This window comes from Paracidovorax cattleyae (assembly GCF_900104515.1).
GTDB classification, from domain to species: domain Bacteria; phylum Pseudomonadota; class Gammaproteobacteria; order Burkholderiales; family Burkholderiaceae_C; genus Paracidovorax; species Paracidovorax cattleyae.
On record NZ_FNJL01000037.1, the window covers coordinates 18,425 to 39,905 of the forward strand.

Annotated in this window: 20 protein-coding genes; 17 read left to right on the top strand and 3 right to left on the bottom strand. The window is 69.5% G+C overall.

Going from position 1 to position 21,481, the window contains the following annotated elements:
* Positions 1-84: 84 nt before the first annotated feature.
* The 3 genes from BLR05_RS22380 to BLR05_RS22390 all read right to left on the bottom strand — a co-directional run bounded on the left by BLR05_RS22380 (position 85) and on the right by BLR05_RS22390 (position 4,325).
* Positions 85-1,677 (bottom strand): alkaline phosphatase D family protein, encoded by a 1,593-nt coding sequence (locus BLR05_RS22380; RefSeq protein WP_092839157.1) that lies wholly within the window; start codon positions 1,675-1,677, stop codon positions 85-87.
* Positions 1,661-3,211 (bottom strand): GGDEF domain-containing protein, encoded by a 1,551-nt coding sequence (locus tag BLR05_RS22385; RefSeq protein ID WP_092839160.1) that lies wholly within the window; start codon positions 3,209-3,211, stop codon positions 1,661-1,663. Before BLR05_RS22385 ends, BLR05_RS22380 begins: the two co-directional genes overlap by 17 nt.
* Before the next feature lie 139 nt (positions 3,212-3,350).
* Positions 3,351-4,325, bottom strand: a complete 975-nt coding sequence (locus BLR05_RS22390; RefSeq protein ID WP_092839163.1) for an NADPH:quinone oxidoreductase family protein — start codon at positions 4,323-4,325, stop codon at positions 3,351-3,353.
* A gap of 141 nt (positions 4,326-4,466) precedes the next feature.
* Between BLR05_RS22390 and surE the strand changes: the two genes are divergently transcribed.
* The 17 genes from surE to hflX all read left to right on the top strand — a co-directional run bounded on the left by surE (position 4,467) and on the right by hflX (position 21,441).
* Positions 4,467-5,258, top strand: coding sequence for a 5'/3'-nucleotidase SurE (gene surE / locus BLR05_RS22395; RefSeq protein WP_092839166.1), 792 nt, complete (start codon positions 4,467-4,469; stop codon positions 5,256-5,258).
* Complete coding sequence (locus tag BLR05_RS22400) at positions 5,258-6,043, top strand: protein-L-isoaspartate(D-aspartate) O-methyltransferase (protein WP_092839169.1); 786 nt, start codon at positions 5,258-5,260, stop codon at positions 6,041-6,043. Before surE ends, BLR05_RS22400 begins: the two co-directional genes overlap by 1 nt.
* An 11-nt stretch (positions 6,044-6,054) precedes the next feature.
* Positions 6,055-6,954, top strand: a complete 900-nt coding sequence (locus tag BLR05_RS22405; protein ID WP_092839172.1) for a peptidoglycan DD-metalloendopeptidase family protein — start codon at positions 6,055-6,057, stop codon at positions 6,952-6,954.
* Positions 6,951-7,970 (top strand): RluA family pseudouridine synthase, encoded by a 1,020-nt coding sequence (locus BLR05_RS22410; RefSeq protein ID WP_092839175.1) that lies wholly within the window; start codon positions 6,951-6,953, stop codon positions 7,968-7,970. The genes BLR05_RS22405 and BLR05_RS22410 overlap by 4 nt, the downstream gene beginning before the upstream one ends.
* A 271-nt stretch (positions 7,971-8,241) precedes the next feature.
* Positions 8,242-8,952, top strand: coding sequence for an SMC-Scp complex subunit ScpB (gene scpB, locus BLR05_RS22415; RefSeq protein ID WP_092839178.1), 711 nt, complete (start codon positions 8,242-8,244; stop codon positions 8,950-8,952).
* Complete coding sequence (locus BLR05_RS22420; RefSeq protein WP_092839180.1) at positions 8,949-10,412, top strand: pseudouridine synthase; 1,464 nt, start codon at positions 8,949-8,951, stop codon at positions 10,410-10,412. Before scpB ends, BLR05_RS22420 begins: the two co-directional genes overlap by 4 nt.
* Positions 10,413-10,504: 92 nt before the next feature.
* Complete coding sequence (gene ndk, locus BLR05_RS22425; protein ID WP_011794561.1) at positions 10,505-10,930, top strand: nucleoside-diphosphate kinase; 426 nt, start codon at positions 10,505-10,507, stop codon at positions 10,928-10,930.
* 70 nt (positions 10,931-11,000) lie between these two features.
* Positions 11,001-12,122 (top strand): dual-specificity RNA methyltransferase RlmN, encoded by a 1,122-nt coding sequence (gene rlmN, locus BLR05_RS22430; RefSeq protein ID WP_092839183.1) that lies wholly within the window; start codon positions 11,001-11,003, stop codon positions 12,120-12,122.
* A 26-nt stretch (positions 12,123-12,148) separates the two neighbouring features.
* Complete coding sequence (pilW, locus tag BLR05_RS22435) at positions 12,149-12,991, top strand: type IV pilus biogenesis/stability protein PilW (RefSeq protein ID WP_092839186.1); 843 nt, start codon at positions 12,149-12,151, stop codon at positions 12,989-12,991.
* Positions 12,984-13,940 (top strand): helix-turn-helix domain-containing protein, encoded by a 957-nt coding sequence (locus BLR05_RS22440; RefSeq protein WP_092839189.1) that lies wholly within the window; start codon positions 12,984-12,986, stop codon positions 13,938-13,940. Before pilW ends, BLR05_RS22440 begins: the two co-directional genes overlap by 8 nt.
* Positions 13,941-13,976: 36 nt before the next feature.
* A complete protein-coding gene (gene ispG, locus BLR05_RS22445) occupies positions 13,977-15,221 on the top strand; it encodes a flavodoxin-dependent (E)-4-hydroxy-3-methylbut-2-enyl-diphosphate synthase (RefSeq protein WP_192883885.1) in 1,245 nt (414 codons plus the stop codon).
* An 82-nt stretch (positions 15,222-15,303) separates the two neighbouring features.
* Complete coding sequence (gene hisS, locus BLR05_RS22450) at positions 15,304-16,644, top strand: histidine--tRNA ligase (RefSeq protein WP_092839194.1); 1,341 nt, start codon at positions 15,304-15,306, stop codon at positions 16,642-16,644.
* Between the two features lie 21 nt (positions 16,645-16,665).
* Positions 16,666-17,331, top strand: a complete 666-nt coding sequence (locus BLR05_RS22455) for a YfgM family protein (protein ID WP_092839197.1) — start codon at positions 16,666-16,668, stop codon at positions 17,329-17,331.
* Complete coding sequence (gene bamB, locus BLR05_RS22460) at positions 17,328-18,485, top strand: outer membrane protein assembly factor BamB (RefSeq protein WP_092839201.1); 1,158 nt, start codon at positions 17,328-17,330, stop codon at positions 18,483-18,485. Before BLR05_RS22455 ends, bamB begins: the two co-directional genes overlap by 4 nt.
* Positions 18,486-18,516: 31 nt before the next feature.
* On the top strand, positions 18,517-19,860 hold the full coding sequence (der, locus tag BLR05_RS22465) for a ribosome biogenesis GTPase Der (protein ID WP_092839204.1): 1,344 nt from the start codon (positions 18,517-18,519) through the stop codon (positions 19,858-19,860).
* Between the two features lie 95 nt (positions 19,861-19,955).
* The gene (gene hfq / locus BLR05_RS22470; RefSeq protein ID WP_011794570.1) at positions 19,956-20,207 is read left to right on the top strand and encodes an RNA chaperone Hfq; all 252 of its coding nucleotides are present in this window, start codon (positions 19,956-19,958) and stop codon (positions 20,205-20,207) included.
* 61 nt (positions 20,208-20,268) lie between these two features.
* The gene (hflX, locus tag BLR05_RS22475; RefSeq protein ID WP_092839207.1) at positions 20,269-21,441 is read left to right on the top strand and encodes a GTPase HflX; all 1,173 of its coding nucleotides are present in this window, start codon (positions 20,269-20,271) and stop codon (positions 21,439-21,441) included.
* Positions 21,442-21,481 lie beyond the last annotated feature (40 nt).

The window sequence follows — 21,481 nt, forward strand, 5'->3', positions numbered from 1 at the left end:
GTGCAGATGGGAAATCGTCGGGGTAACGCCGGGCATCCTATCGGCCCGCCTCCGGCAGCGGCGGCTTTGTTACAAGCGGGTACGTCAGTCCCGCACCGGGCCCGGGCGGCCGTCTTCCACCACGAAGCGCGCCAGGGTGGAGCAGGCGCTGTCCGGCCGCAGCGGGTCGTCCACCGTGCGCAGCACCGTGGTCCAGCGCTGCGGCGTGACGTCGGCCAGGCCCCATCCGCGCAGATCGCTGCGCGCGAGCAGCACGTGGGGGTTGAGCCGCGCGATGGCGTCCACCCGGTCCTGCGTGGTGCCTGCCCGCGAGCTGATGGACGTGCCGCAGAACTCGCTGGCCAGGATGGGGCCGTGCGGCGCGGGGCCGCGCACCTCGCAGACGTAGTTCTGGTGGATGTCGCCGCCGAGGAACACGCCATTGCACGGCGCCCGCTCCGCGAGGGAAGCAAGGAGCCGCTCGCGCGCCGGGGGATAGCCGTCCCAGCTGTCCGTGCCCTGTCGTCCGGCAGGCGTACGGCGCGGCGAGAACAGCGTCTGCTGCGCGATCACGCTCCAGCGCGGCGTGCTTCCGTCGCCGGCCGGCGCGGCATCCTCCGCCAGCCCCGCGTCCAGCCAGCGTTCCTGGTCCATGCCGAGGAAGCTGCGCGCCGGGTCCGCCAGTTCGGCGCATGCGGCGGGCCGCACCGCGCCCGCACCGCCTGCGCCCGGCGGGCGGCAGGCCTGGCGGCTGCGGAACTGGCGCGCGTCGAGCAGGTGCAGCCGCGCCAGCCGCCCCCAGGGGAGACGCCGGTACAGCTGCAGGCCGCCGAAGCCGCCCCGGGCCTGGAGCACCGCCGCGCGCAGCGGCATGTGCTCGTAGAACGCCTGGTAGGCCGCGGCCCGCAGGGCGGCGAAAGTGGCGGCGTCCGGCTCCCGCCCCGACAGCCCGGCGTAATCGTTCTCCACCTCGTGGTCGTCCCAGGTCACGGCCCAGGGGGCCGCGGCGTGGGCCGCCTGCAGGGCCGGGTCGCTGCGGTGCAGCGCGTAGCGGTCGCGGAAATCGGCCAGCGTGCGCGCGTGGCGCAATGCATGCACGCGCGCCAGGCCCGATGGATCGGCGGGGCTCGCGTATTCGTAGATGTAGTCGCCCAGGAACAGCACGAGGTCGGGCGCGTGGCGGCAGACGTCGTTCCAGGCGGCGTAATGCCCGTGCTCCCAGCGCTGGCACGAGGCGAACGCCAGGCGCAGATGCGGCTGCGGGTCTGCGAGGGATGGCGCGGTGCGCGTGCGGCCGGTGGGACTCGAGGCGTCGCCGTACAGGAAGCGGTAGAAATACCAGCGCCCCGGCTCCAGCCCGCGCAGTTCCACGTGCACGCTGTGCGCCAGCTCCGGCAGGGCCATGGCCGTGCCCTTGCGCACGATGCGGCGGAACCGGTCGTCGTGTGCCAGCTCCCACCGCACCGTCGCCGGGCCGGACGTGCCACCGGGCTCCGGCGACAACAGCCGGGTCCAGAGCACGAAGCCGTCGGGAGCCGGGTCGCCGGTCGCCACGCCGAGCCCGAAAGGGTCGTTTCCCCAGCCGGGGGACGACCAGGCCCAGCGGGGCAGGGGGCCGGCCGCCGCCAGCGCGGCAGCGAGCCGCAGCAGCGCTCGGCGGTCGACGGACTGCAGGGGCGGGTCAGGCCGCCATGACACGGTTCTTGCCCGAGCGCTTGGCGAGGTACATGCCCTGGTCCGCCCGCCGGATCGCTTCCACCGTCGTCTCCTGCGGCGCGAGCTGTGCCACGCCGGCGCTGAAGGTAATGAGCACCTTCTCCTGGTCCTTCAGGAAGTAGCGCGTGGTCAGCTCGCGCTGCAGGCGGGCCATGGCCTCCACGCCCTGGGCCAGGGCGGTGTCCGGCAGGATGATCACGAACTCCTCGCCTCCGTAGCGGGCGAGCTGGTCCTGCGGGCGCATCACCTCGCGGGTCACGCCCGCCAGGTGCTTGAGCGCCTCGTCGCCGCCCGTATGGCCCAGCCGGTCGTTGATGGCCTTGAAATTGTCCAGGTCCAGCAGGGCGACGCACAGCGGCGCGTCGTTGCGCAGCGCGCGGGCCACCTCGCGGTCCAGCGCCTCGTCCAGGCCCTTGCGGTTCAGCGAACCGGTCAGCGGATCGTGCCGCGCCTGGGCGCTGGCCCGATCCAGTTCCTCCTGCAGCTTGGCGATCTCGGCGTGCCGGGCCTCGGAGCGCTCGCGCAGTTCCTCCAATTCGTCGCGCGTCAGGCGCGTGTCGAGTGCCATGGCGCGGGTTGCGCCCATCACTTCCTCGAGCAGCGGCGCGATCTGGTCCAGGCTCGTGGCCTGCCCGATCTGCTCGGCGCAGCGCTCCATCTTCTCGTGGTAGGTGCTGCTGGACGCGGTGATCTGCGCGAGCCGCTCGATGAACGTGGCCAGCAGCTCCTTCATCTGCTGCTGTGCCTGCACGGAGCGTTCGCGCGCCTCGTTCTGCTTGAAGATGACGTCCTTGAGCCGGCGCTGCACGTCGTCCAGCCGCCGCAGCGTGAGCGGCGGCGTGGAGGCTGCCTTGAGGGCCTCGGCCTGGCCCTGCAGCCACTGGTCGTCCTGGCTCAGCACCGAGATGTTCTCGAACACCATGTGCAGCAGGGTTAGCAGGCCGGAGCGGATCGCGGCCTGGTCCTCGGTGGCGAAGGAGAGGCGGTAGCTGAAGTTGTTGAGCATCAGCACCAGCGTGGAAACCGGCGGCCCGGGCTGGCGCAGGAACTGCGTGAGCTGCGCCGCGAGTTCATGCACCCGCGCGTCGTCCTCCCCGAGCGCCGGCAGCGTGTTGTCGACCAGGCGGGCCAGCTGCTCCGCCATGTCGTCGGGCAGCACCGTAGCGGGGCCGGCCGGGGCGCCCGTCAGCGGGGCCGGGGCCGTCTCCACGGGGGTGGCGCCGCCGGCATGCAGACCGAGGTTCGCATAGCCCACCAGCACGCCCTGCAGCAGCGACCAGTCCGCCTGATCGATGGCCGCCTCGAACTGGCCCAGCAGCCGCTTCTGGGCAGGCGTCTGGCCGGGGAGCACGCGCAGGATGTGGCGCAGCGGTGCATCGGGGAAGACCGGGGCCGTGCGCGCGCCGGCGATCTCCTCGTACAGCGCCTGGTAGTTGTCCGGCGTGGGGGCGAGTCGGCGGGCCGCCAGCTGTTTGAGTGTTTCTCGCGCGATCTCTGAAGGGGGGCGGTCGGCCATCGGGCGTGCACGGCTGATGAGATGGAGCCCCGAGTGTGACAGACGGCGCAGGCGTTGAACAGCACGGCCCGCGCGGCCTCGCTGCATGCCGCACCGGTTCCGCGGGGTGGCATGCGGCAAGGCCGCCAATCCCCCCGGCTCAGTTCACCAGCACCAGCTTGCCCTGCACGGCCCGCGACGCCATCCGCTCGTAGGCTGCATGCAGCTGGGCCATGGGCATGGTGCGGTCGATCACCGGCTTGACCGCGCCTTCGCCGTACCAGCGTGCCAGTTCCGCCATCATGGCCGCGTTCGCCTTCGGCTCGCGCCGGGAGAACTCGCCCCAGAACACGCCGACGATGGATGCGCCCTTGAGCAGCGCCAGGTTCAGGGGCAGCGAGGGAATCGGGCCGGCGGCGAAACCCACCACCAGATAGCGCCCGCGCCAGGCGATGGAGCGGAAGGCCGGCTCGGTGAAGTCGCCCCCCACGGGGTCGTAGATCACGTCCGGGCCCTTGCCGTCCGTGAGGCCCTTGATCGCCTCGCGCAGGTTTTCGGCGCTGTAGTTGATCACGGCGTCGGCGCCGGTCGAAAGGCACAGCGCGCATTTCTCGTCCGAGGAAGCCGCCGCGATCACGCGCGCGCCCATCTTCCTGGCGATCTGGATGGCCGCGGTGCCCACGCCTCCGGCCGCGCCGAGCACCAGCACCGTCTCGCCGGCCCGCAACTGCGCCCGGTCCACGAGGGCATGATGCGAGGTGGCATAGATCATGATGAAGGCGGCGGCGTCCACGTGCGGAAAGCCGTCCGGCAGCGGCATGCACAGCGCCGCGGGCGCGATGGCATGGGTCGCGAAGCCGCCGGTCCCCGTCAGGCAGGCCACGTTCTGGCCCACGCGCAGCTGTTCCACGCCTTCGCCCACGGCCTGGACCACGCCGGCGTACTCCGAGCCCGGCACGAACGGCGGATCGGGCTTCATCTGGTACTTGTTCTGCACGATCAGCAGGTCGGGGAAGTTCAGGCCCGCGGCGCGGATCTCGATCAGCACCTCGCCACGCTTCGGGACGGGCGTCGGCAGCTCGGTCCAGGCGAGGTTGTCCACGCCCGTGGGCTGGGTGCAAAGCCATGCATGCATGCGGGGTCTCCTTCGGTGGTTGCGCGGGCATCATAGGCGCCCGGTGCGCGGAGCCGATGTCCCTCGAGCGACGGGCACCTGCCGGCGGCCGGCCGTGGGACGGAGCCTACAATCTTCGCGCATTCCGCCCTCAGCGACCCCATGAAGATCCTTCTTTCCAACGATGACGGCTACCAGGCGCCGGGCATCGTGGCGCTCCATGCCGCACTGCGCGAGATCCCCGGCGTCGATGTCGATGTGGTGGCTCCCGAGCACAACAACAGCGCCAAGTCCAATGCGCTCACGCTGCATTCGCCCCTGTACGTCCACCAGGCGGCCAACGGCTTCCGCTACGTGAACGGCACCCCCGCCGACTGCGTGCACATCGCGCTCACCGGGCTGCTGGGCTACCGGCCCGACCTGGTCGTCTCCGGCATCAACAACGGCGCCAACATGGGCGACGACACCATCTATTCCGGTACCGTGGGCGCGGCCATGGAGGGCTACCTCTTCGGCGTGCCAGCCATCGCCTTCTCCCAGGTGGACAAGGGATGGGGCGAGATCGAAGCGGCCGCGCGCAAGGCCCGCGAGATGGTCGAGCAGATGCATGCGCAGCACCTCGTGGGGGAAGTGCCCTGGCTGCTGAACGTCAACATTCCCAATCTCCCGTTCGATCAGCTGCGCCCGGTGAGGGTCTGCCGCCTGGGCAGGCGCCATGCGGCCGAGCGGGTGATCGAGCAGGAGAGCCCGCGCGGCGAGCGCATGTACTGGATCGGCGGCGCCGGCCCTGCCAAGGACGACTCCGAGGGCACGGATTTTCACGCCACCGCGCTGGGCCACGTAGCGCTTACGCCCCTGAAGGTGGACCTGACCGACCACGAGGGACTGGCGTACTGGTCCGACACGGCGGGGCGCCTCGCCCAGCCATCGGCCGAGGCCGCCGGGGCGATCTGATGCAGCGGCGGCCCGGTTTTCCCGCGCGTCTCGACATGCCGCCCGCGCCCGGCGCGCCGCGCTCCGCAGCGCCTGCGCGCGCGCCGCTGGCCGGCGGTGCTCCGGCGGCCGGACCGGTGCCGCACGGCCTGGGCCTGGACTCGGCCGCCGTGCGCGCGCGCATGGTGCAGCGTCTCGCCGCGGGCGGGATCATGTCGCCCGCCGTGCTCCAGGCCATGGGCGCGGTGGAGCGGCATCGCTTCGTGGACACCGCGCTCGTCAACCAGGCCTACGAGGACACCAGCCTGCCCATCGGGCTCGGGCAGACGATCTCCAAGCCCAGCATCGTGGCCCGCATGACCGAGCTGCTGCTGGGCGCCGAGGGGGCCCGCGCAGGCGGCCTGGGGCGCGTGCTGGAGATCGGCACCGGCTGCGGCTACCAGGCCGCAGTGCTCGCCCGGGTGGCGCGGGAGGTGTACACCATCGAGCGGCTGCGCGCGTTGCATGAGAAGGCCCGCGACAATCTGCGTCCCTGGCGGCTGACCAATGCGCACCTGATACTGGGCGACGGCATGGCCGGCTACGCCAGGGGCGCGCCCTATGCCGCCATCATCGCCGCCGCGGGCGGTGAAACCATTCCCGACGCATGGGTCCAACAACTCGCCGTGGGAGGGCGCCTCGTCGCCCCCATGGCCGCGGCGGGCGGGCGGCAGGTTCTCGTCGTGATCGACAGGACCCCCCACGGGCTTCAGCAGAGCGCGTTGGAGGCCGTACATTTTGTCCCCCTAAAATCGGGGATTGCCTGAAGGAATTGCTTATGCTGGTATCGCGTGGTCTTGTGGCTTGGAGTTCGGTGGCGTTGGCGGTCGTGGTGCTGGCCGGCTGCGGAACCCGCGTCAACAGGGCTCCGGTGGAGGACCGCGGCACCGCCGCATCCTCCTCGTCCACATCGCCGCAGTCCGGCGTCGTCGTCGGCACGCCGCCGAAACCCCTCCCCGGGGCGGAGAACGCGGGCAAGCCCGGCTACTACAGCGTGAAGCCCGGCGACACCCTCATCCGCATCGGCCTCGAGTCCGGCCAGGGCTGGAAGGACATCGCCCGCTGGAACAATCTGGACAATCCCAACCTCATCGAGGTCGGTCAGGTGCTGCGGGTCGTGCCACCCGGCACCACGCCGCCCGCGCAGGTGGCATCCGACACCGGCGTGGTCACGCGCCCCGTGACTTCCACGGCCATCGCGCCCGCCCCGGCGGCGTCCGGGGCGAGCGCACCGCGCAGCGGTGCATCCGCCGTGGCGGCGGCCCCCGCTCCGGCGCCCGCCCCAGCCCCGGCTGCCGGCGGCGGCGATGACGACATGGCCTTTATCTGGCCGGCGTCCGGCTCTCTGTTGGCCGGCTTCGACGAGGCCCGCAACAAGGGCTACGATATCGCCGGCAAGGCGGGCGACCCGGTCCTGGCCGCCGCCGACGGCCGCGTGGTGTATGCCGGCGCGGGCCTGCGCGGCTACGGCAACCTGGTGATCCTCAAGCACAACAACACCTACCTGACGGCGTACGCCCACAACCAGACGCTGCTGGTCAAGGAAGACCAGTCGGTGCGGCGCGGCCAGAAGATCGCCGAGATGGGCAGTTCCGACACCGACCGCGTGAAACTGCACTTCCAGATTCGCCGCCAGGGCAAGCCCGTGGACCCGGCGCGCTACCTGCCCGCGCGTTGAATCCCGTCGTGCTCCCATCCGCCAGCGGCCTCCCCGAGGGTCTGGCGGACGATCCGGCCGAAGCGGAAGACGGTTCCGACGGTGCGGAAACCCGGGTCGTGCAGGCATCGCCCGCGCAGCACGGGGTCCGGCTCGACAAGGCGCTGGCCGAGCTGGTGCCCGAGTTCTCCCGCAGCTATCTCCAGCAGTTGCTGGGCGAGGGCGGGGTGCTGGTCAACGGCCGTGCGGCAGCCAAGCCGTCTGCGCGCGTCCAGACCGGCGACGTGCTTTCGGTCGAACTGCGGCCCACGCCCCAGAGCCAGGCATTCCGCCCGGAAGCCATGGCGCTGGACACCGTGTACGAGGACGAGCACCTGCGCATCGTCAACAAGCCGGCCGGCCTGGTCGTCCACCCCGCTCCCGGCAACTGGAGCGGCACGCTGCTCAACGGCCTGCTCGCGCTGGATCCTCGGGCTGGCAACGTGCCGCGTGCGGGCATCGTCCACCGGCTCGACAAGGACACCAGCGGCCTCATGGTCGTCGCCCGCGAGCGCGCCGTGATGGATGCGATCGTGCGGATGATCGCCGCGCGCGAGGTCAGCCGCCAGTACCTGGCCGTGGGTCACCGTGCCTGGCAGGGCCCCCCGACCCGCGTGGTGCAGGAGGCCATCGGGCGCGATCCGCGCAACCGGCTGCGCATGGCTGCGGTGGACCTGGCCGTGCATGCCGGCAAGCCGGCGCGCACCGACATCGCGGTGCTCGACACGCGCGAAGACGGCTGCCTGGTGCATTGCACGCTGCACACCGGGCGCACCCACCAGATCCGCGTCCACATGGCGTGGCTGCGGCATCCGCTGGTGGCCGATGCGCTTTACGGCGGCGAGCCGGCGGCGGGCCTGTCCCGGCAGGCGCTGCATGCCTACCGCCTGGCGTTCGCCCACCCCGTCACCGGGGAGCCCCTGCTTTTCCATGCGCCGCTGCCCGGCGACATGGCCAGCGCGCTCCAGTCCTGGGGCCTACGCTACAATCCGGCCTGAACGCGGCCTTCCGGCCGCCCGGCCTCCTCGGGGCCCTGCCGCGCGCCGCGCCGTCCCGATCGAACGCCCCGCCGCTCCCGCGGCCCACGCCTGCCCCCAGAGCGGCTGACAAAACTGTATCGCTGCCTTCCCGTCCGCACCCTTCGCGGGCCGCGCCCACTCCGGCATGGCCCTGCATGGCGGACCAGCAGAGTTCTGCCAGCCGCCGGAGCCTCCCAACCTCGTGCGGTGCCCCGCGGCCAGCGGCACCGCCAACCGCCATCGCTGAACCATGAATACGGTGGATGCCAAACGGGTCCTCGAAACCGCGCTGATCTGTGCGCCGCAGCCCGCGACGCTGCGGGAGCTGCGCACGCTCTTCCAGGACGCGCTGGGCGCCGACACCATCAAGCAGTTGCTGGTGGAGCTGCAGCAGGAATGGACCCAGCGCGGCGTCGAACTCGTGCAGGTCGCATCGGGCTGGCGGTTCCAGAGCCGGCCCGAAATGCGCGAATACCTGGACCGGCTCCATCCCGAGAAGCCACCGCGCTACACCCGCGCCGCCCTCGAGACGCTGGCCATCATCGCCTACCGGCAGCCCGTCACCCGTGGCGATATCGAGGAGATCCGCGGCGTGACTGTCAACAGCCTGATCCTCAAGCAGCTCGAGGACCGGGGCTGGGTGGAAGTGATCGGGCACCGCGAGACCGTCGGCCGTCCCGCCCTGTTCGCAACCACCCGCCAGTTCCTCGACGACCTGGGGCTGAAATCCCTGGACGAGCTGCCCATGCTCGAGAATCCCGCCGTTCAGTCCAGCGTGCTGGAGGCCCTGGAGCGCGGGGCGGCAGTGCCTGGGGTCGAAGGGCCGCAGGAGCCCGCCGGCAGCGATACCCCCTCCGCAGTCCCGGAAGACGCCGCACCCACAGAATCACCGACGACCGCCGAGGACGATCCGGAGCCCCGGCGCCCCGAACCTCCGGTCCCTCCCGAAAGCACGCCATGAATCCATCCGAGCCCGACAACGACGGGGCTGCCGCTGCCCCGCAACCCGCAGCCGAAGACGCCTCTGCGGCCAGGAAGCCCGCCCGCCGCGCGCCGCGAAAGCGGTCCGCGGCCCCGGCTGCCGAGTCCGAGCCTGCCACGGCTCCCGATCCCGTGCCCGGTGTGGACGCCGGTGGCTCTGCCATCGCCCAGGCCGCTCCCGAACCCGCTCCGCCGGAATCCGACCCGGACGCAGACGGCACCGGTGCATTCGAGGAGCGCTCGGCCGCACCTGCCTCCCGTTCGCCCCGGGAGCGCAGGGAGCAGGCACCGCGCGGGCCGCGCGGCCGCCCGAACCCGGCCGCGCCGGAGGGCTACCGGTTCGACGACGTAGTCTCGGGCCAGCTGGATGCCGATGAAGACCGCACCGATGTCGCGCCCGCCAAGCGCGTGCTGCCGCCACAGGTGGAAATGCCCAAGCTGCACAAGGTACTGGCCCAGGCCGGACTGGGCTCCCGGCTGGAGATGGAGCAGCTCATCCTCGAAGGCCGCATCTCCGTCAACAACGAGCCCGCCCACATCGGGCAGCGCGTCCAGTACGGGGACCAGGTCAAGGTCAATGGGCGGCCCATCCGCTACCGCATCGATCCGCCTGCACCGCGGGTGATCGCCTATCACAAGCCCGTCGGCGAAGTCGTCACCCACGACGATCCCCAGAACCGGCCTACCGTGTTCCGCAAGCTCCCGCGGCTGGCCCATGGCAAATGGCAGTCCGTGGGCCGCCTGGACCTGAATACCGAAGGGCTGCTGCTCTTCACCAGCGCGGGCGAGCTGGCCAACAAGCTCATGCACCCCCGCTTCGGCCTGGAGCGAGAGTACGCGGTGCGCGTGCTGGGCGCCCTGAGCAACGAGGAAAAGCAGCGCCTGCTCGACGGCGTCCAGCTCGAGGATGGCACGGCCGCCTTCGGCTCCATCGAGGACGGCGGCGGCGAAGGCTCCAATTGCTGGTACCGCGTCACCATCTCCGAAGGCCGCAACCGCGAAGTGCGGCGGATGCTCGAGTCGGTGGGGCACGCCGTCAGCCGGCTCATCCGCATCCGCTACGGCTCCATGATGCTGCCGCGCGGCCTCAAGCGCGGCGCGTGGCTGGAACTGGACGAGCGCGACATCCGCGCACTGATGCAGGCCGCCGGCGCCGACATGCCGCGCCCCGCCGGGCCGGGTGCCGCCACGGGTGACCGCAAGGGAGGCGGTCCGCGCAAGGGCGGTGGGCGCGGCCAGGGTGGCCCCGGTGGCCCGGCGCCCCGGGGTGACTATTTCAATCCACCCGCAGGCGGGCGGGGCAAGCGTGCCGAGCCGTCCTCCAGCCAGCCCGATCCGATGAAGACCTCGGTGGGCTACATCGGCAGCGACAGCCTCGCACGGCACCGGCAGGACCAGAAGCAGAAGCGCAAGGCCTTCCAGAAGCGCGGCGGGCGCTGAGTGCCCTGCCACATTGTGGACAAGTCCTGCCGATTAGAATCGAGGGCTTTGTCCACAGGGCAAAAGTCTTTCTCACCATCCAAGGAACAACCATGGCTATCGAACGCACCCTCTCCATCATCAAGCCCGACGCAGTCGCCAAGAACGTGATCGGCCAGATCTACGCCCGCTTCGAAGCCGCCGGCCTGAAGATCGCCGCCGCACGCATGGCCCACCTGTCGCGCCAGGAAGCCGAGCAGTTCTACGCCGTCCACAAGGAGCGTCCCTTCTTCAAGGACCTCGTGGACTTCATGATCTCCGGCCCCGTGATGATCCAGGTGCTCGAAGGCGAGAACGCCATCCTGAAGAACCGTGAGCTGATGGGCGCCACGGATCCGAAGAAGGCCGCCCCCGGCACCATCCGCGCCGACTTCGCCGACAGCATCGACGCCAACGCCGTGCACGGTTCGGACGCTGCCGAAACCGCGCAGGTGGAAGTGTCCTTCTTCTTCCCCGGCCTGAACATCTACGCACGCTGATCCTGCCGGCGGCCCGGCATGGCGCCTGCGCCATGCCCCGGGGCCTGCCAGCCGGAACGGCTTCCCGACGATGACCAAGAACCTTCTCGACTTCGACCTGGACGGGCTCGCCGCTTTCTGCGAGCAGCTCGGGGAGAAGCGTTTCCGCGCGGTCCAGCTTTTCCGCTGGATCCACCAGCGCGGCGCCAGCGATTTCGCCCGGATGAGCGACCTGGCGAAATCGCTGCGCGAGAAGCTCGCGGGCTGCGCCCATGTCGCGGCCCTGCCGGTCATCAGCGAACACGTGTCCTCCGATGGCACCGTCAAGTGGCTCTTCGACGTCGGCGACGGCAATGCGGTCGAGTCCGTGTTCATCCCCGAGGACGACCGCGGCACGCTGTGCATTTCCTCGCAGGCCGGCTGCGCGGTGGGCTGCCGCTTCTGCTCCACGGGGCACCAGGGCTTCAGCCGCAACCTCACCAGCGGCGAGATCGTCGCCCAGCTGTGGTTCGCCGAGCATGCGCTGCGTGCGCGCCTGGGAACCCAGGAGCGCGTCATCTCCAACGTGGTCATGATGGGCATGGGCGAGCCCCTGCAGAACTACACCGCACTGGTGCCGGCGCTGCGCACCATGCTCGACGACCATGGCTATGGCCTGTCGCGGCGGCGCCTGACGGTGTCCACCTCCGGTGTCGTGCCCATGATGGACCGCCTGTCCCAGGACTGCGCAGTGGCGATGGCCGTGTCCCTGCACGCGCCGAACGACGCCCTGCGGGACCAGCTCGTTCCCCTGAACCGCAAATACCCCCTGCGCGAACTGCTCGACGCCTGCACGCGTTACCTGGAGCACGCGCCGCGGGATTTCATCACCTTCGAATACTGCATGCTCGATGGCGTCAACGACCAGCCCGAGCATGCGCGCCAGCTCATCGACCTCGTGCGCCCCCGCGGCGGCGAGGGCGTGCGCTGCAAGTTCAACCTGATTCCCTTCAACCCGTTCCCCGCTTCCGGACTGCACCGTTCCAACCCTGGGCAGGTGGCGGCTTTCGCGAAGATGCTCAGCGATGCGGGTATCGTTACGACCGTGCGCAAGACCCGCGGCGATGACATCGACGCGGCCTGCGGGCAGCTCGCGGGCGATGTGAAGGACCGCACCCGGGCGGCCGAACGCATGGCCAGGCAGCGCACGATCGTTCTCAAACCGGTGGCATGAAGGCCGCCCCGTTCTGGAGGCTTGAGATGGTGGAACCCCGATCGTTCCTGCGGCGTGCATCCCGCGGCGTTCTCGCGGCCGGCGGAGTCCTGTGCCTGGCGCTCGTCCTGGGCGGCTGCGCCGCCCGGCCGGATGCCGGTGCCAGCACGGCGGCCGCCCTGGCGCCCGAGGCCAACCCGTCGTCCGAGGCGGCGGAACTGCGCCGGCGCGCACGCATCCGGCTGGAGCTCGCCGCCAACTACCTGGAAATGGGCCAGACCCAGGTCGCGCTGGAAGAAGTCCAGCAGGCCATCTCCACCGATCCCTCGTTCGGGGACGGCTACAACCTGCGCGGCCTGGTATTCATGCGCCTGGGGGACTGGCCGGCCGCGGACGACAGCTTTCGCCGGGCGCTCGACATCAATCCGCAGGAGCCCTACCTGCTGCACAACTATGGCTGGCTGCGCTGCCAGCAAAAGAACTACGCAGAGGCCGGCCGTTTCTTCGAACGCGCGCTGGCCGTGCCGTCCTATACCGCCCGCGCGAAGACGCTCATGACGCATGGGCTCTGCCAGGAACGCGCCGGGGATGTGGCCGAGGCCGAGAAGACACTGGCCAGGGCCTACGAACTCGACGCCGGCAATCCGGTGGTGGGCTACAACCTGGCGTCGCTGGCGTTCCGTCGCGGTGACGCGAAGCGGGCCCAGTTCTACAGCCGGCGCCTGAACAACAGTGAACTGGCCAACGCGGAATCGCTCTGGCTGGGTATCAAGATCGAGCGCGCCCTGGGCAATGGCCTGGAGATGCGCCAACTGGGTGAACAATTGCACAAGCGTTTCCCTGACTCCAAGGAAGTGCTGGCATTCGATCGGGGGGCATTCAATGAGTGAGCCGGTGGCGCAGGACGCACAGATTTCCAGCGCGGAAGTGGAGCGGGCCTTGGCGGACGCCGCCACGGCGGGGGCGATGCTGAGGCAGGCACGCGAGCAGGCGGGCATGCATGTGGCCGCGCTGGCCGTGTCGCTCAAGGTGCCGGTGCACAAGCTCGAGGCCCTGGAGGCCGGCAACCTTGGCGTGTTCCCGGACGCCGTCTTCGTGCGTGCGCTGGTGTCCAGCATCTGCCGGACCTTCAAGATCGATGCGACGCCCGTGCTGGCGCTGCTGCCGCAGAACCAGGCACCCCGGCTTTCGTCCCACGAGGGCATCAACGCATCGTTCAAGCCGGGGTCCGCCAAGCTGGCCTCCTCGTCCGCCGCGCCCGGTTCGCGCAAGGTTGCCTTCGCCGTCGCGTTCCTGCTGGTGGCTGCCGTGGCCCTGGTCTTCGTTCCCCGGGAATGGTTCGACCGGCTGCAGGGTGGAGCGTCGGCCATGAGCGGCGAGTCATCCGCGGATGCGCAGGACACCGCGCAGGCCGGCGGCGCGCCTGCAGCACCGGCCGGGAGCGTGTCCGAGCCGGTGCTGCTGCGCCAGGAAACCCTGGTGGGCGGCGCACCGCTCCCGCCCGCCGCCGTTGCGTCGTCGGTCGTGGCTGCGTCCAGCGCACCTGCCGCGGCGCCGCTCATCGCTGCCGCCCCTTCGGCACCCGCCAGCGCCGAGGCAGCGCAGAGCGCGCTCGTCATCCGTGCGCGTGGAGACTCCTGGGTCCAGGTGCGCGCGGCGACGGGCGGCACCGTCCTCCAGAAGCTGGTGCGCGCCGGAGAAACCGTGGCGGTTCCCGGCTCGCCCCCATGGTCGGTCGTGGTCGGCAAGGCCGACGCCACCGAGGTCCTCGTGCGTGGCCAGCCCATGGACCTGGCGCGTGTCGCGCGCGAGAACGTTGCCCGGTTCGAGGTGAAATAAGTGATCCACACTCCCAACGCCGAATCCCCCATTCCCATGGCATCGCCGCTTCCGCGGCGTTCGCGCCAGGCCCGCATCGCCTGGGGCGAACGGGTGGTGACGGTCGGTGGCGATGCGCCCGTGCGCGTGCAGTCCATGACCAACACCGACACCGTGGATGCGATCGGCACGGCCATCCAGGTCAAGGAATTGGCGCAGGCCGGCTCCGAGTTCGTGCGCATCACCGTCAACACGCCCGAAGCGGCGGCTGCCGTTCCGTACATCCGCGAGCAGCTCGACCGCATGGGCGAGACCGTGCCGCTGGTGGGCGATTTCCACTACAACGGACACCGCCTGCTCACCGAATACCCGGATTGCGCCCAGGCGCTCTCCAAGTACCGCATCAACCCCGGCAACGTGGGCAAGGGCGACAAGCGCGACCGGCAGTTCGGCCAGATGATCGAGGCCGCCATGCGCTGGAACAAGGCCGTGCGCATCGGCGTGAACTGGGGCAGCCTCGACCAGGAGCTGCTCGCCGGCCTGATGGATGCGAACAGCCGGCGCGCGGTCCCCTGGGATGCCCGGCAGGTCATGTACGAGGCCCTGATCACCTCCGCCATCGAATCGGCGCAGCGCGCCGAGGCCATGGGCCTCGATGGCAACCAGATCATCCTGTCGTGCAAGGTCAGCGGCGTGCAGGACCTCATTGCCGTCTATCGCGAACTGGCCCGCCGCTGCGACTATGCCCTGCACCTGGGCCTGACCGAAGCGGGCATGGGCACCAAGGGAACGGTCGCCTCGGCGGCCGCGCTGTCGGTGCTCCTGCAGGAGGGCATCGGAGACACCATCCGGGTGTCGCTCACGCCCCAGCCTGGCGAGGCCCGCACCCAGGAGGTCGTCGTGGCTTCCGAGATCCTGCAGGCCCTGGGGCTGCGTGTCTTCGTGCCCAGCGTCACCGCCTGCCCCGGCTGCGGACGCACCACCAGCACGACCTTCCAGGAACTGGCCAAGCAGATCGACGATTTCCTGCGCTCGCAGATGCCCGTCTGGCGCACCCGCTACCCTGGCGTCGAGAAGATCAAGGTGGCCGTGATGGGCTGCATCGTGAACGGTCCTGGTGAAAGCAAGCACGCCGACATCGGCATCAGCCTGCCCGGAACGGGCGAGGCGCCGTCCGCGCCGGTATTCATCGATGGAGAGAAGGCGATGACCCTGCGCGGAGAGCACATCGCCCGCGACTTCCAGCAGGTGGTCGAGGACTATATTTCCCGCCGCTTCGGCAGCACCGCCGAGGTTCTCTGATCCGTTCAGGGCAGCAGCGCCACATCCTCCCGTGGATGCAGGCCATGCCCGCACCGGGGCCAACGCTCCCATTTTCCGACGTATGTCCGCAAGCAACTCCTCCAACCCGTCCCAGGCCTCCCGGCCCGCCAAGCTCGCCGCCGTCAAAGGCATGAACGACATCCTGCCGCCCGAGTCGTCCCGCTGGGAATGGCTGGAGGGCAAGGTGCGGGGCCTCATGGGGCAGTTCGCCTACCGGAACGTCCGTACGCCCATCCTGGAGCACACCGCACTGTTCGTCCGCGGCATCGGCGAGGTCACCGACATCGTCGAGAAGGAGATGTACTCCTTCCACGACCGTTCCGACAAGTACGGCGACAACGACCACCTCAGCCTGCGGCCCGAGAACACCGCCGGCGTCGTGCGCGCGGCCATCGAGCACAACATGCTCTACGACGGGCCTAAGCGCCTCTGGTACACCGGTCCCATGTTCCGCCGCGAGAAGCCGCAGCGCGGTCGCTTCCGCCAGTTCCACCAGATCGGCGCCGAAGCGCTGGGCTTCGCCGGTCCCGACGTCGATGCGGAATTGATCCTTCTGGCGGACGCGCTCTGGAAGTCCATCGGACTCACCGACGTGCGGCTCGAGCTCAACAGCCTCGGCCAGCCCGCGGAGCGCGCACGCCACCGCGAGCAGCTCATCGCCCACTTCGAGCGGCACGCGAACCTGCTCGACGAGGACGGCAAGCGCCGCCTGCATGCCAATCCGCTGCGCATCCTGGACACCAAGAATCCCGCGATGAAGCCCGTGGTGGAGTCGGCCCCCCGGCTCATGGATTTCCTCGGCGAGGAGTCGCTCGCCCACTTCGATGGCCTGCGCGCCATCCTGGACGCCAACGGCATCGCCTACACCATCAATCCGCGCCTGGTGCGCGGCCTGGACTACTACAACCTCACGGTGTTCGAGTTCATCACCGACCGCCTCGGCTCCCAGGGCACGGTCTGTGCCGGCGGGCGCTACGACGATCTCATCGTCCAGGTGGGCGGCAAGCCGGCCCCCGCCGTCGGCTGGGCCATCGGCGTCGAGCGCGTGCTGGAACTGCTCCGGGAGCAGGGGGCAGCCATTCCCGAGGCCCGGCCCGATGTCTATGCCGTCGTGCCCGATGCAGCCGCCGCGCCGGTCGTGCTCCGCACCCTGCGGCAGTTGCGCGAGGCGGGGGTCAGCGTGCAGATGCATGCCGCCGGCGCCGAAGGGCAGGGCAGCTTCAAGTCGCAGTTCAAGCGCGCGGATGCGAGCGGTGCGGCATTCGCCCTGGTGTTCGGTGCGGACGAGCTCGCCCGGGGCGCCGTCACCGTCAAGCCGCTGCGGGAGCAGGGCGCAGAGCAGGTCGAGCGGCGTCTCGACGACATCCCCGCCTGGGCCGCCATCCTACAATCCTCCCGCTAATCCTGTCGCGAACCCTTATTCATGGCAAAACACCTCGACCTCGAAGAACAAGAACAGATCGACCAGCTCAAGCATTTCTGGAATGCCTGGGGCACGCTCATCAGCGGCGTGCTGGTCGTGATCTTTGGCGGCGTGGCCGCCTGGAACGGCTACCAGTACTGGCAGAACCGGCAGGCAGGACAGGCCGCCGCGCTGTCGGATGCCGTACAGGCCGCAGTGCAGGGCGGCGACGCAGCCCGCGCCACGCAGGCCTTCGACGACCTCAAGTCCCGCTACGGCGGTACCGTGCAGGCCGCGCAGGCGGGGCTGCTGGCCACGAAGGCCATGGTGGACAGCGGCAACCCCGAAGGGGCAAAACCCATCCTTCAATGGCTGGCCGACAACGCGTCCGACGACGGCTACAAGGCCATCGCCTCGCTGCGGCTGGCGGGCCTGCTCATCGACCAGAAGGCCTATGACCAGGCTCTGGCACGCCTTTCCGGCAAGTTTCCCCCGCAATTCGATCCGATGGTCGCTGACCGCAGGGGCGACGTGCTGGCGCTGCAGGGCAAGAAGGCCGAGGCGATCGCCGAGTACCAGAAGGCATACAAGGGCCTCGAGGACGGAACCGAATACCGCCGCGTCGTCGAGGTGAAGCTGGGCAGCCTGGGCGTCCAGGCGCGTGCAGACGGAGAGGCCGCAAAGTGACACAGCAGCACAACTTCGAGCGCGGCGCCCGCCGTGCGGGCCTGGCCCTTTTCGTGGCCGCCGCCACCCTGGCTTCCGGCTGCTCCCTGTGGGGTGGATCTTCCAAGCCCAAGCCCGCCGAACTGGGCCCCGTAGTCCCCGTGATCGGCGTCCGGCAGGCCTGGACGTCCAAAATCGGAGAGATCGGCCGCCTGCCCCTGTCCGTCCACGTGAACGGCACCCAGGTCACCGTGGCATCCGCCGAAGGCACTGTCGCCGCCATCGATGCCCGCACCGGTGGGGACGTCTGGCGCGCCACGATCGGCGAACCGTTGTCCGCGGGCGTGGGCAGCGACGGCAAGTGGACCGCGGTCGTCACGGGTTCCAACCAGCTGGTCGTCCTGGCCGGCGGCCGCGAGCTGTGGCGCAAGCCGCTCGCGGCGCAGGTCTACACGGCGCCGCTGGTGGCCGGCAACCGCGTCTTCGTCCTGGCTGCGGACCGCTCTCTGTCCGCCTACGATGCGGCGGGCGGAGCCAGGCTATGGAACCAGCAGCGTCCTGGCGAACCACTGGTGCTGCGCCAGGATGGCCTGATCACTGCCGTCGGCGACACCCTGGTCGCCGGGCTGTCGGGCCGGATGGTGGGCTTCAACCCCGACAACGGCACGGTGCGCTGGGAAGCGCCGCTGGCCAGCCCGCGCGGCACCAACGACGTCGAACGCCTGGTGGAATTGCTCGGCCGCGTGAGCCGCGAAGGCGACAGCGTCTGCGCCCGGGCCTACCAGGCCACGGTGGGCTGCGTGGACACCTCCCGCGGCACGGTGGCATGGACCCATCCCGCCAGCGGCTCGGAAGGCATCCATGGCGACGCGACCATGCTGTTCGGTACCGAGAGCAATGGCACCGTCGTGGCCTGGAAGCGTGCCGACGGCGCCCAGGCCTGGTCGCTGGACAAGCTGCGCTACCGCAAGCTGAGCGCGCCCCTGCTGCTGGGGCGCTCGGTGGTGGTGGGCGACGATTCCGGCCTCGTGCACCTGTTGTCCCGCGAGGACGGCTCCTTCCTGAACCGTCTCACGACCGACGGCTCGGGCGTGGCCGCTCCCCCGGTGGCTGCCGGCGACACGCTGGTCGTCGTCACGCGCAACGGCGGCATCTACGGGTTCCGTCCCGAATGACCGGCTCCACGCCAACGAGGAAAGTGTCCGGATGAAGCCAGTCATCGCCCTGGTGGGCCGCCCCAACGTGGGCAAGTCCACCCTGTTCAACCGGCTCACGAAGTCGCGCGACGCCATCGTTGCCGATTTCGCGGGCCTCACGCGTGATCGGCACTACGGCAACGGCAAGCTGGGCAAGCACGAGTACATCGTCATCGATACCGGGGGCTTCGAGCCCGATGCCTCGGCAGGCATTTACCGCGAGATGGCCAAGCAGACGCAGCAGGCCGTCGCGGAAGCGGACGTGGTCATCTTCGTCGTGGACGCGCGCGCGGGCCTCTCGGCGCAGGACCACGACATCGCCAACTACCTGCGTCGCCTCGGCAAGCCCTGCCTGCTGGTGGGCAACAAGGCCGAAGGCATGCGCGAGGGTGCGCAACTGGCCGAGTTCTACGAACTGGGCCTGGGCGAGGTCCTCCCCGTCTCCGCGGCCCACGGCCAGGGTGTCCGCAGCCTGCTCGAAACGGCCCTTGAAACGCTGCAGCTTCCCGAGCCCGAGGACGAAGAGGACGACGGCGAGGACAAGCCCATCCGGCTGGCCGTGGCCGGCCGGCCGAACGTGGGCAAGTCCACGCTCATCAATACCTGGCTCGGCGAGGAGCGCCTCGTCGCCTTCGACATGCCGGGCACGACGCGGGATGCGATCTCCGTACCCTTCGAGCGCAACGGCCAGAAGTTCGAGCTCATCGACACCGCAGGCCTGCGGCGCAAGGGCAGGGTGTTCGAGGCCATCGAGAAATTCTCGGTGGTCAAGACCCTGCAGGCCATCGAGTCCGCCAACGTCGTGCTGCTGCTGCTGGACGCCACACAGGGCGTGACGGACCAGGACGCGCACATCGCCGGCTACATCCTCGAGAGTGGGCGGGCGGTGGTCCTCGCGGTGAACAAATGGGATGCCGTGGACGATTACGGCCGCCAGATGCTCGAGCGCTCCATCGAGACCCGCCTGTCGTTTCTGAAGTTCGCCTCGCTGCACTTCATTTCCGCCAAGAAGCGCCAGGGGCTCGGCCCCCTGTGGACTTCGATCGCCCAGGCGCACAAGGCCGCCACCTGCAAGATGCCCACGCCGGTGCTCACCCGCCTCCTGCTGGAGGCCGTGCAGTTCCAGGCGCCCAAGCGTTCGGGCATGTTCCGCCCCAAGATGCGCTATGCCCACCAGGGCGGCATGAACCCGCCGGTGATCGTCGTCCACGGCAACTCGCTGGAACATGTCACCGATGCGTACAAGCGCTTCCTGGAGGGCCGTTTCCGCAAGGAGTTCGACCTCGTGGGCACGCCTCTGCGCATCGAAATGAAGACATCCCGCAATCCCTTCGCCGAAGACTCCGACGCGTAGGTGCACATCCCGTCAATGTCCCGTTTCGTCCTGGGCGACGGAAGGCTGTGGTAAGGTGCAGCTTTACAACAATATTCCTGAACACGGAGAATATCGTGAGCAACAAAGGTCAACTTCTTCAAGATCCCTTCCTGAACGCACTGCGCCGCGAGCACGTGCCTGTTTCCATCTACCTGGTCAACGGTATCAAGCTGCAGGGGCAGATCGAATCCTTCGACCAGTATGTCGTGCTGCTGCGCAACACGGTCACCCAGATGGTCTACAAGCACGCTATCTCCACCATCGTTCCGGGCCGTGCCGTCAATTTTTCGACGGCCGAACCCGCGGACGCCGAATCCGGCAATTGACACTCCTGCGCCCGTGTAGGTACACCCTGGACAGGGCGCATGCCCCGTCCAGGCTGCTGTCTTGAGTTCTTCCTCATCCCCTGAACCGAAATCCACTCCCGTCATACTGGTGGGGGTGGATTTCGGCCTTCCCCATTTCGATGCCGAGCTGGAAGAGCTGGGCCTGCTGGCGCAGACCGCGGGCCTTGCTCCCGTGGCCCGGCTGACCTGCAAGCGCAAGGCGCCCGATGCCGCACTGTTCGTCGGCAGCGGCAAGGCCGATGAAATCCGCATGCTCGCGCAGATGCACGGCGCGGTGGAGGTGCTCTTCGACCAGGCCCTCAGCCCCGCGCAGCAACGCAACCTCGAGAGGCATCTGGAGCTGCCGGTCACCGACCGCACCCTGCTCATCCTCGAGATCTTCGCGCAGCGCGCCCGGAGCCACGAGGGCAAGCTCCAGGTCGAACTGGCGCGACTGCAATACCTGAGCACCCGCCTCGTCCGCCGCTGGTCCCACCTGGAGCGGCAACGTGGCGGCATCGGTGCGCGCGGCGGCCCTGGCGAAACGCAGATCGAGCTCGATCGCCGCATGATCGACGACGCGATCAAGCGCACCCGCGAACGCCTGCAGAGGGTCAAGCGCCAGCGCGCCACCCAGCGGCGCCAGCGTGCCCGCCGGGACACCTTCAACATCTCCCTGGTCGGCTACACCAATGCCGGCAAGTCGACGCTCTTCAACGCACTCGTGAAGGCGAGGGCCTATGCCGCAGACCAGCTGTTCGCCACGCTGGACACGACCACCCGCCAGCTGTACTTGACCGAGCTCGGCGGCACCGTGTCCCTGTCCGACACGGTGGGCTTCATCCGCGACCTGCCCCACGGTCTCATCGATGCCTTCCAGGCCACCCTGCAGGAAGCTGTCGATGCCGACCTGCTCCTGCACGTCGTGGACGCGTCCAATCCCGATTTCCCCGAGCAGATCGCAGAGGTCGAGAAAGTGCTCGGCGAGATCGGTGCCGGCGAGATTTCGCAGGTTCTGGTCTTCAACAAGCTGGATGCCGTGCCCGCCGACCAGCAGCCGGTGGCCATGCAGGACACCTACGAATGGGACGGGCGCCAGTTGCCGAAACTGTTCGTCAGTGCCCGCACCGGGCAGGGGTTGCCTGAGCTGCGCAGCCAGTTGACCGCTTCGGTACTGGCCGCCCGCGAAAACCCCATGACCCCAGGCACCGATGCTGAATTTCCAGCGCATTGAGGCCAGTTGGGCACAATGCCGCGAGACCCATCTTCTCGAA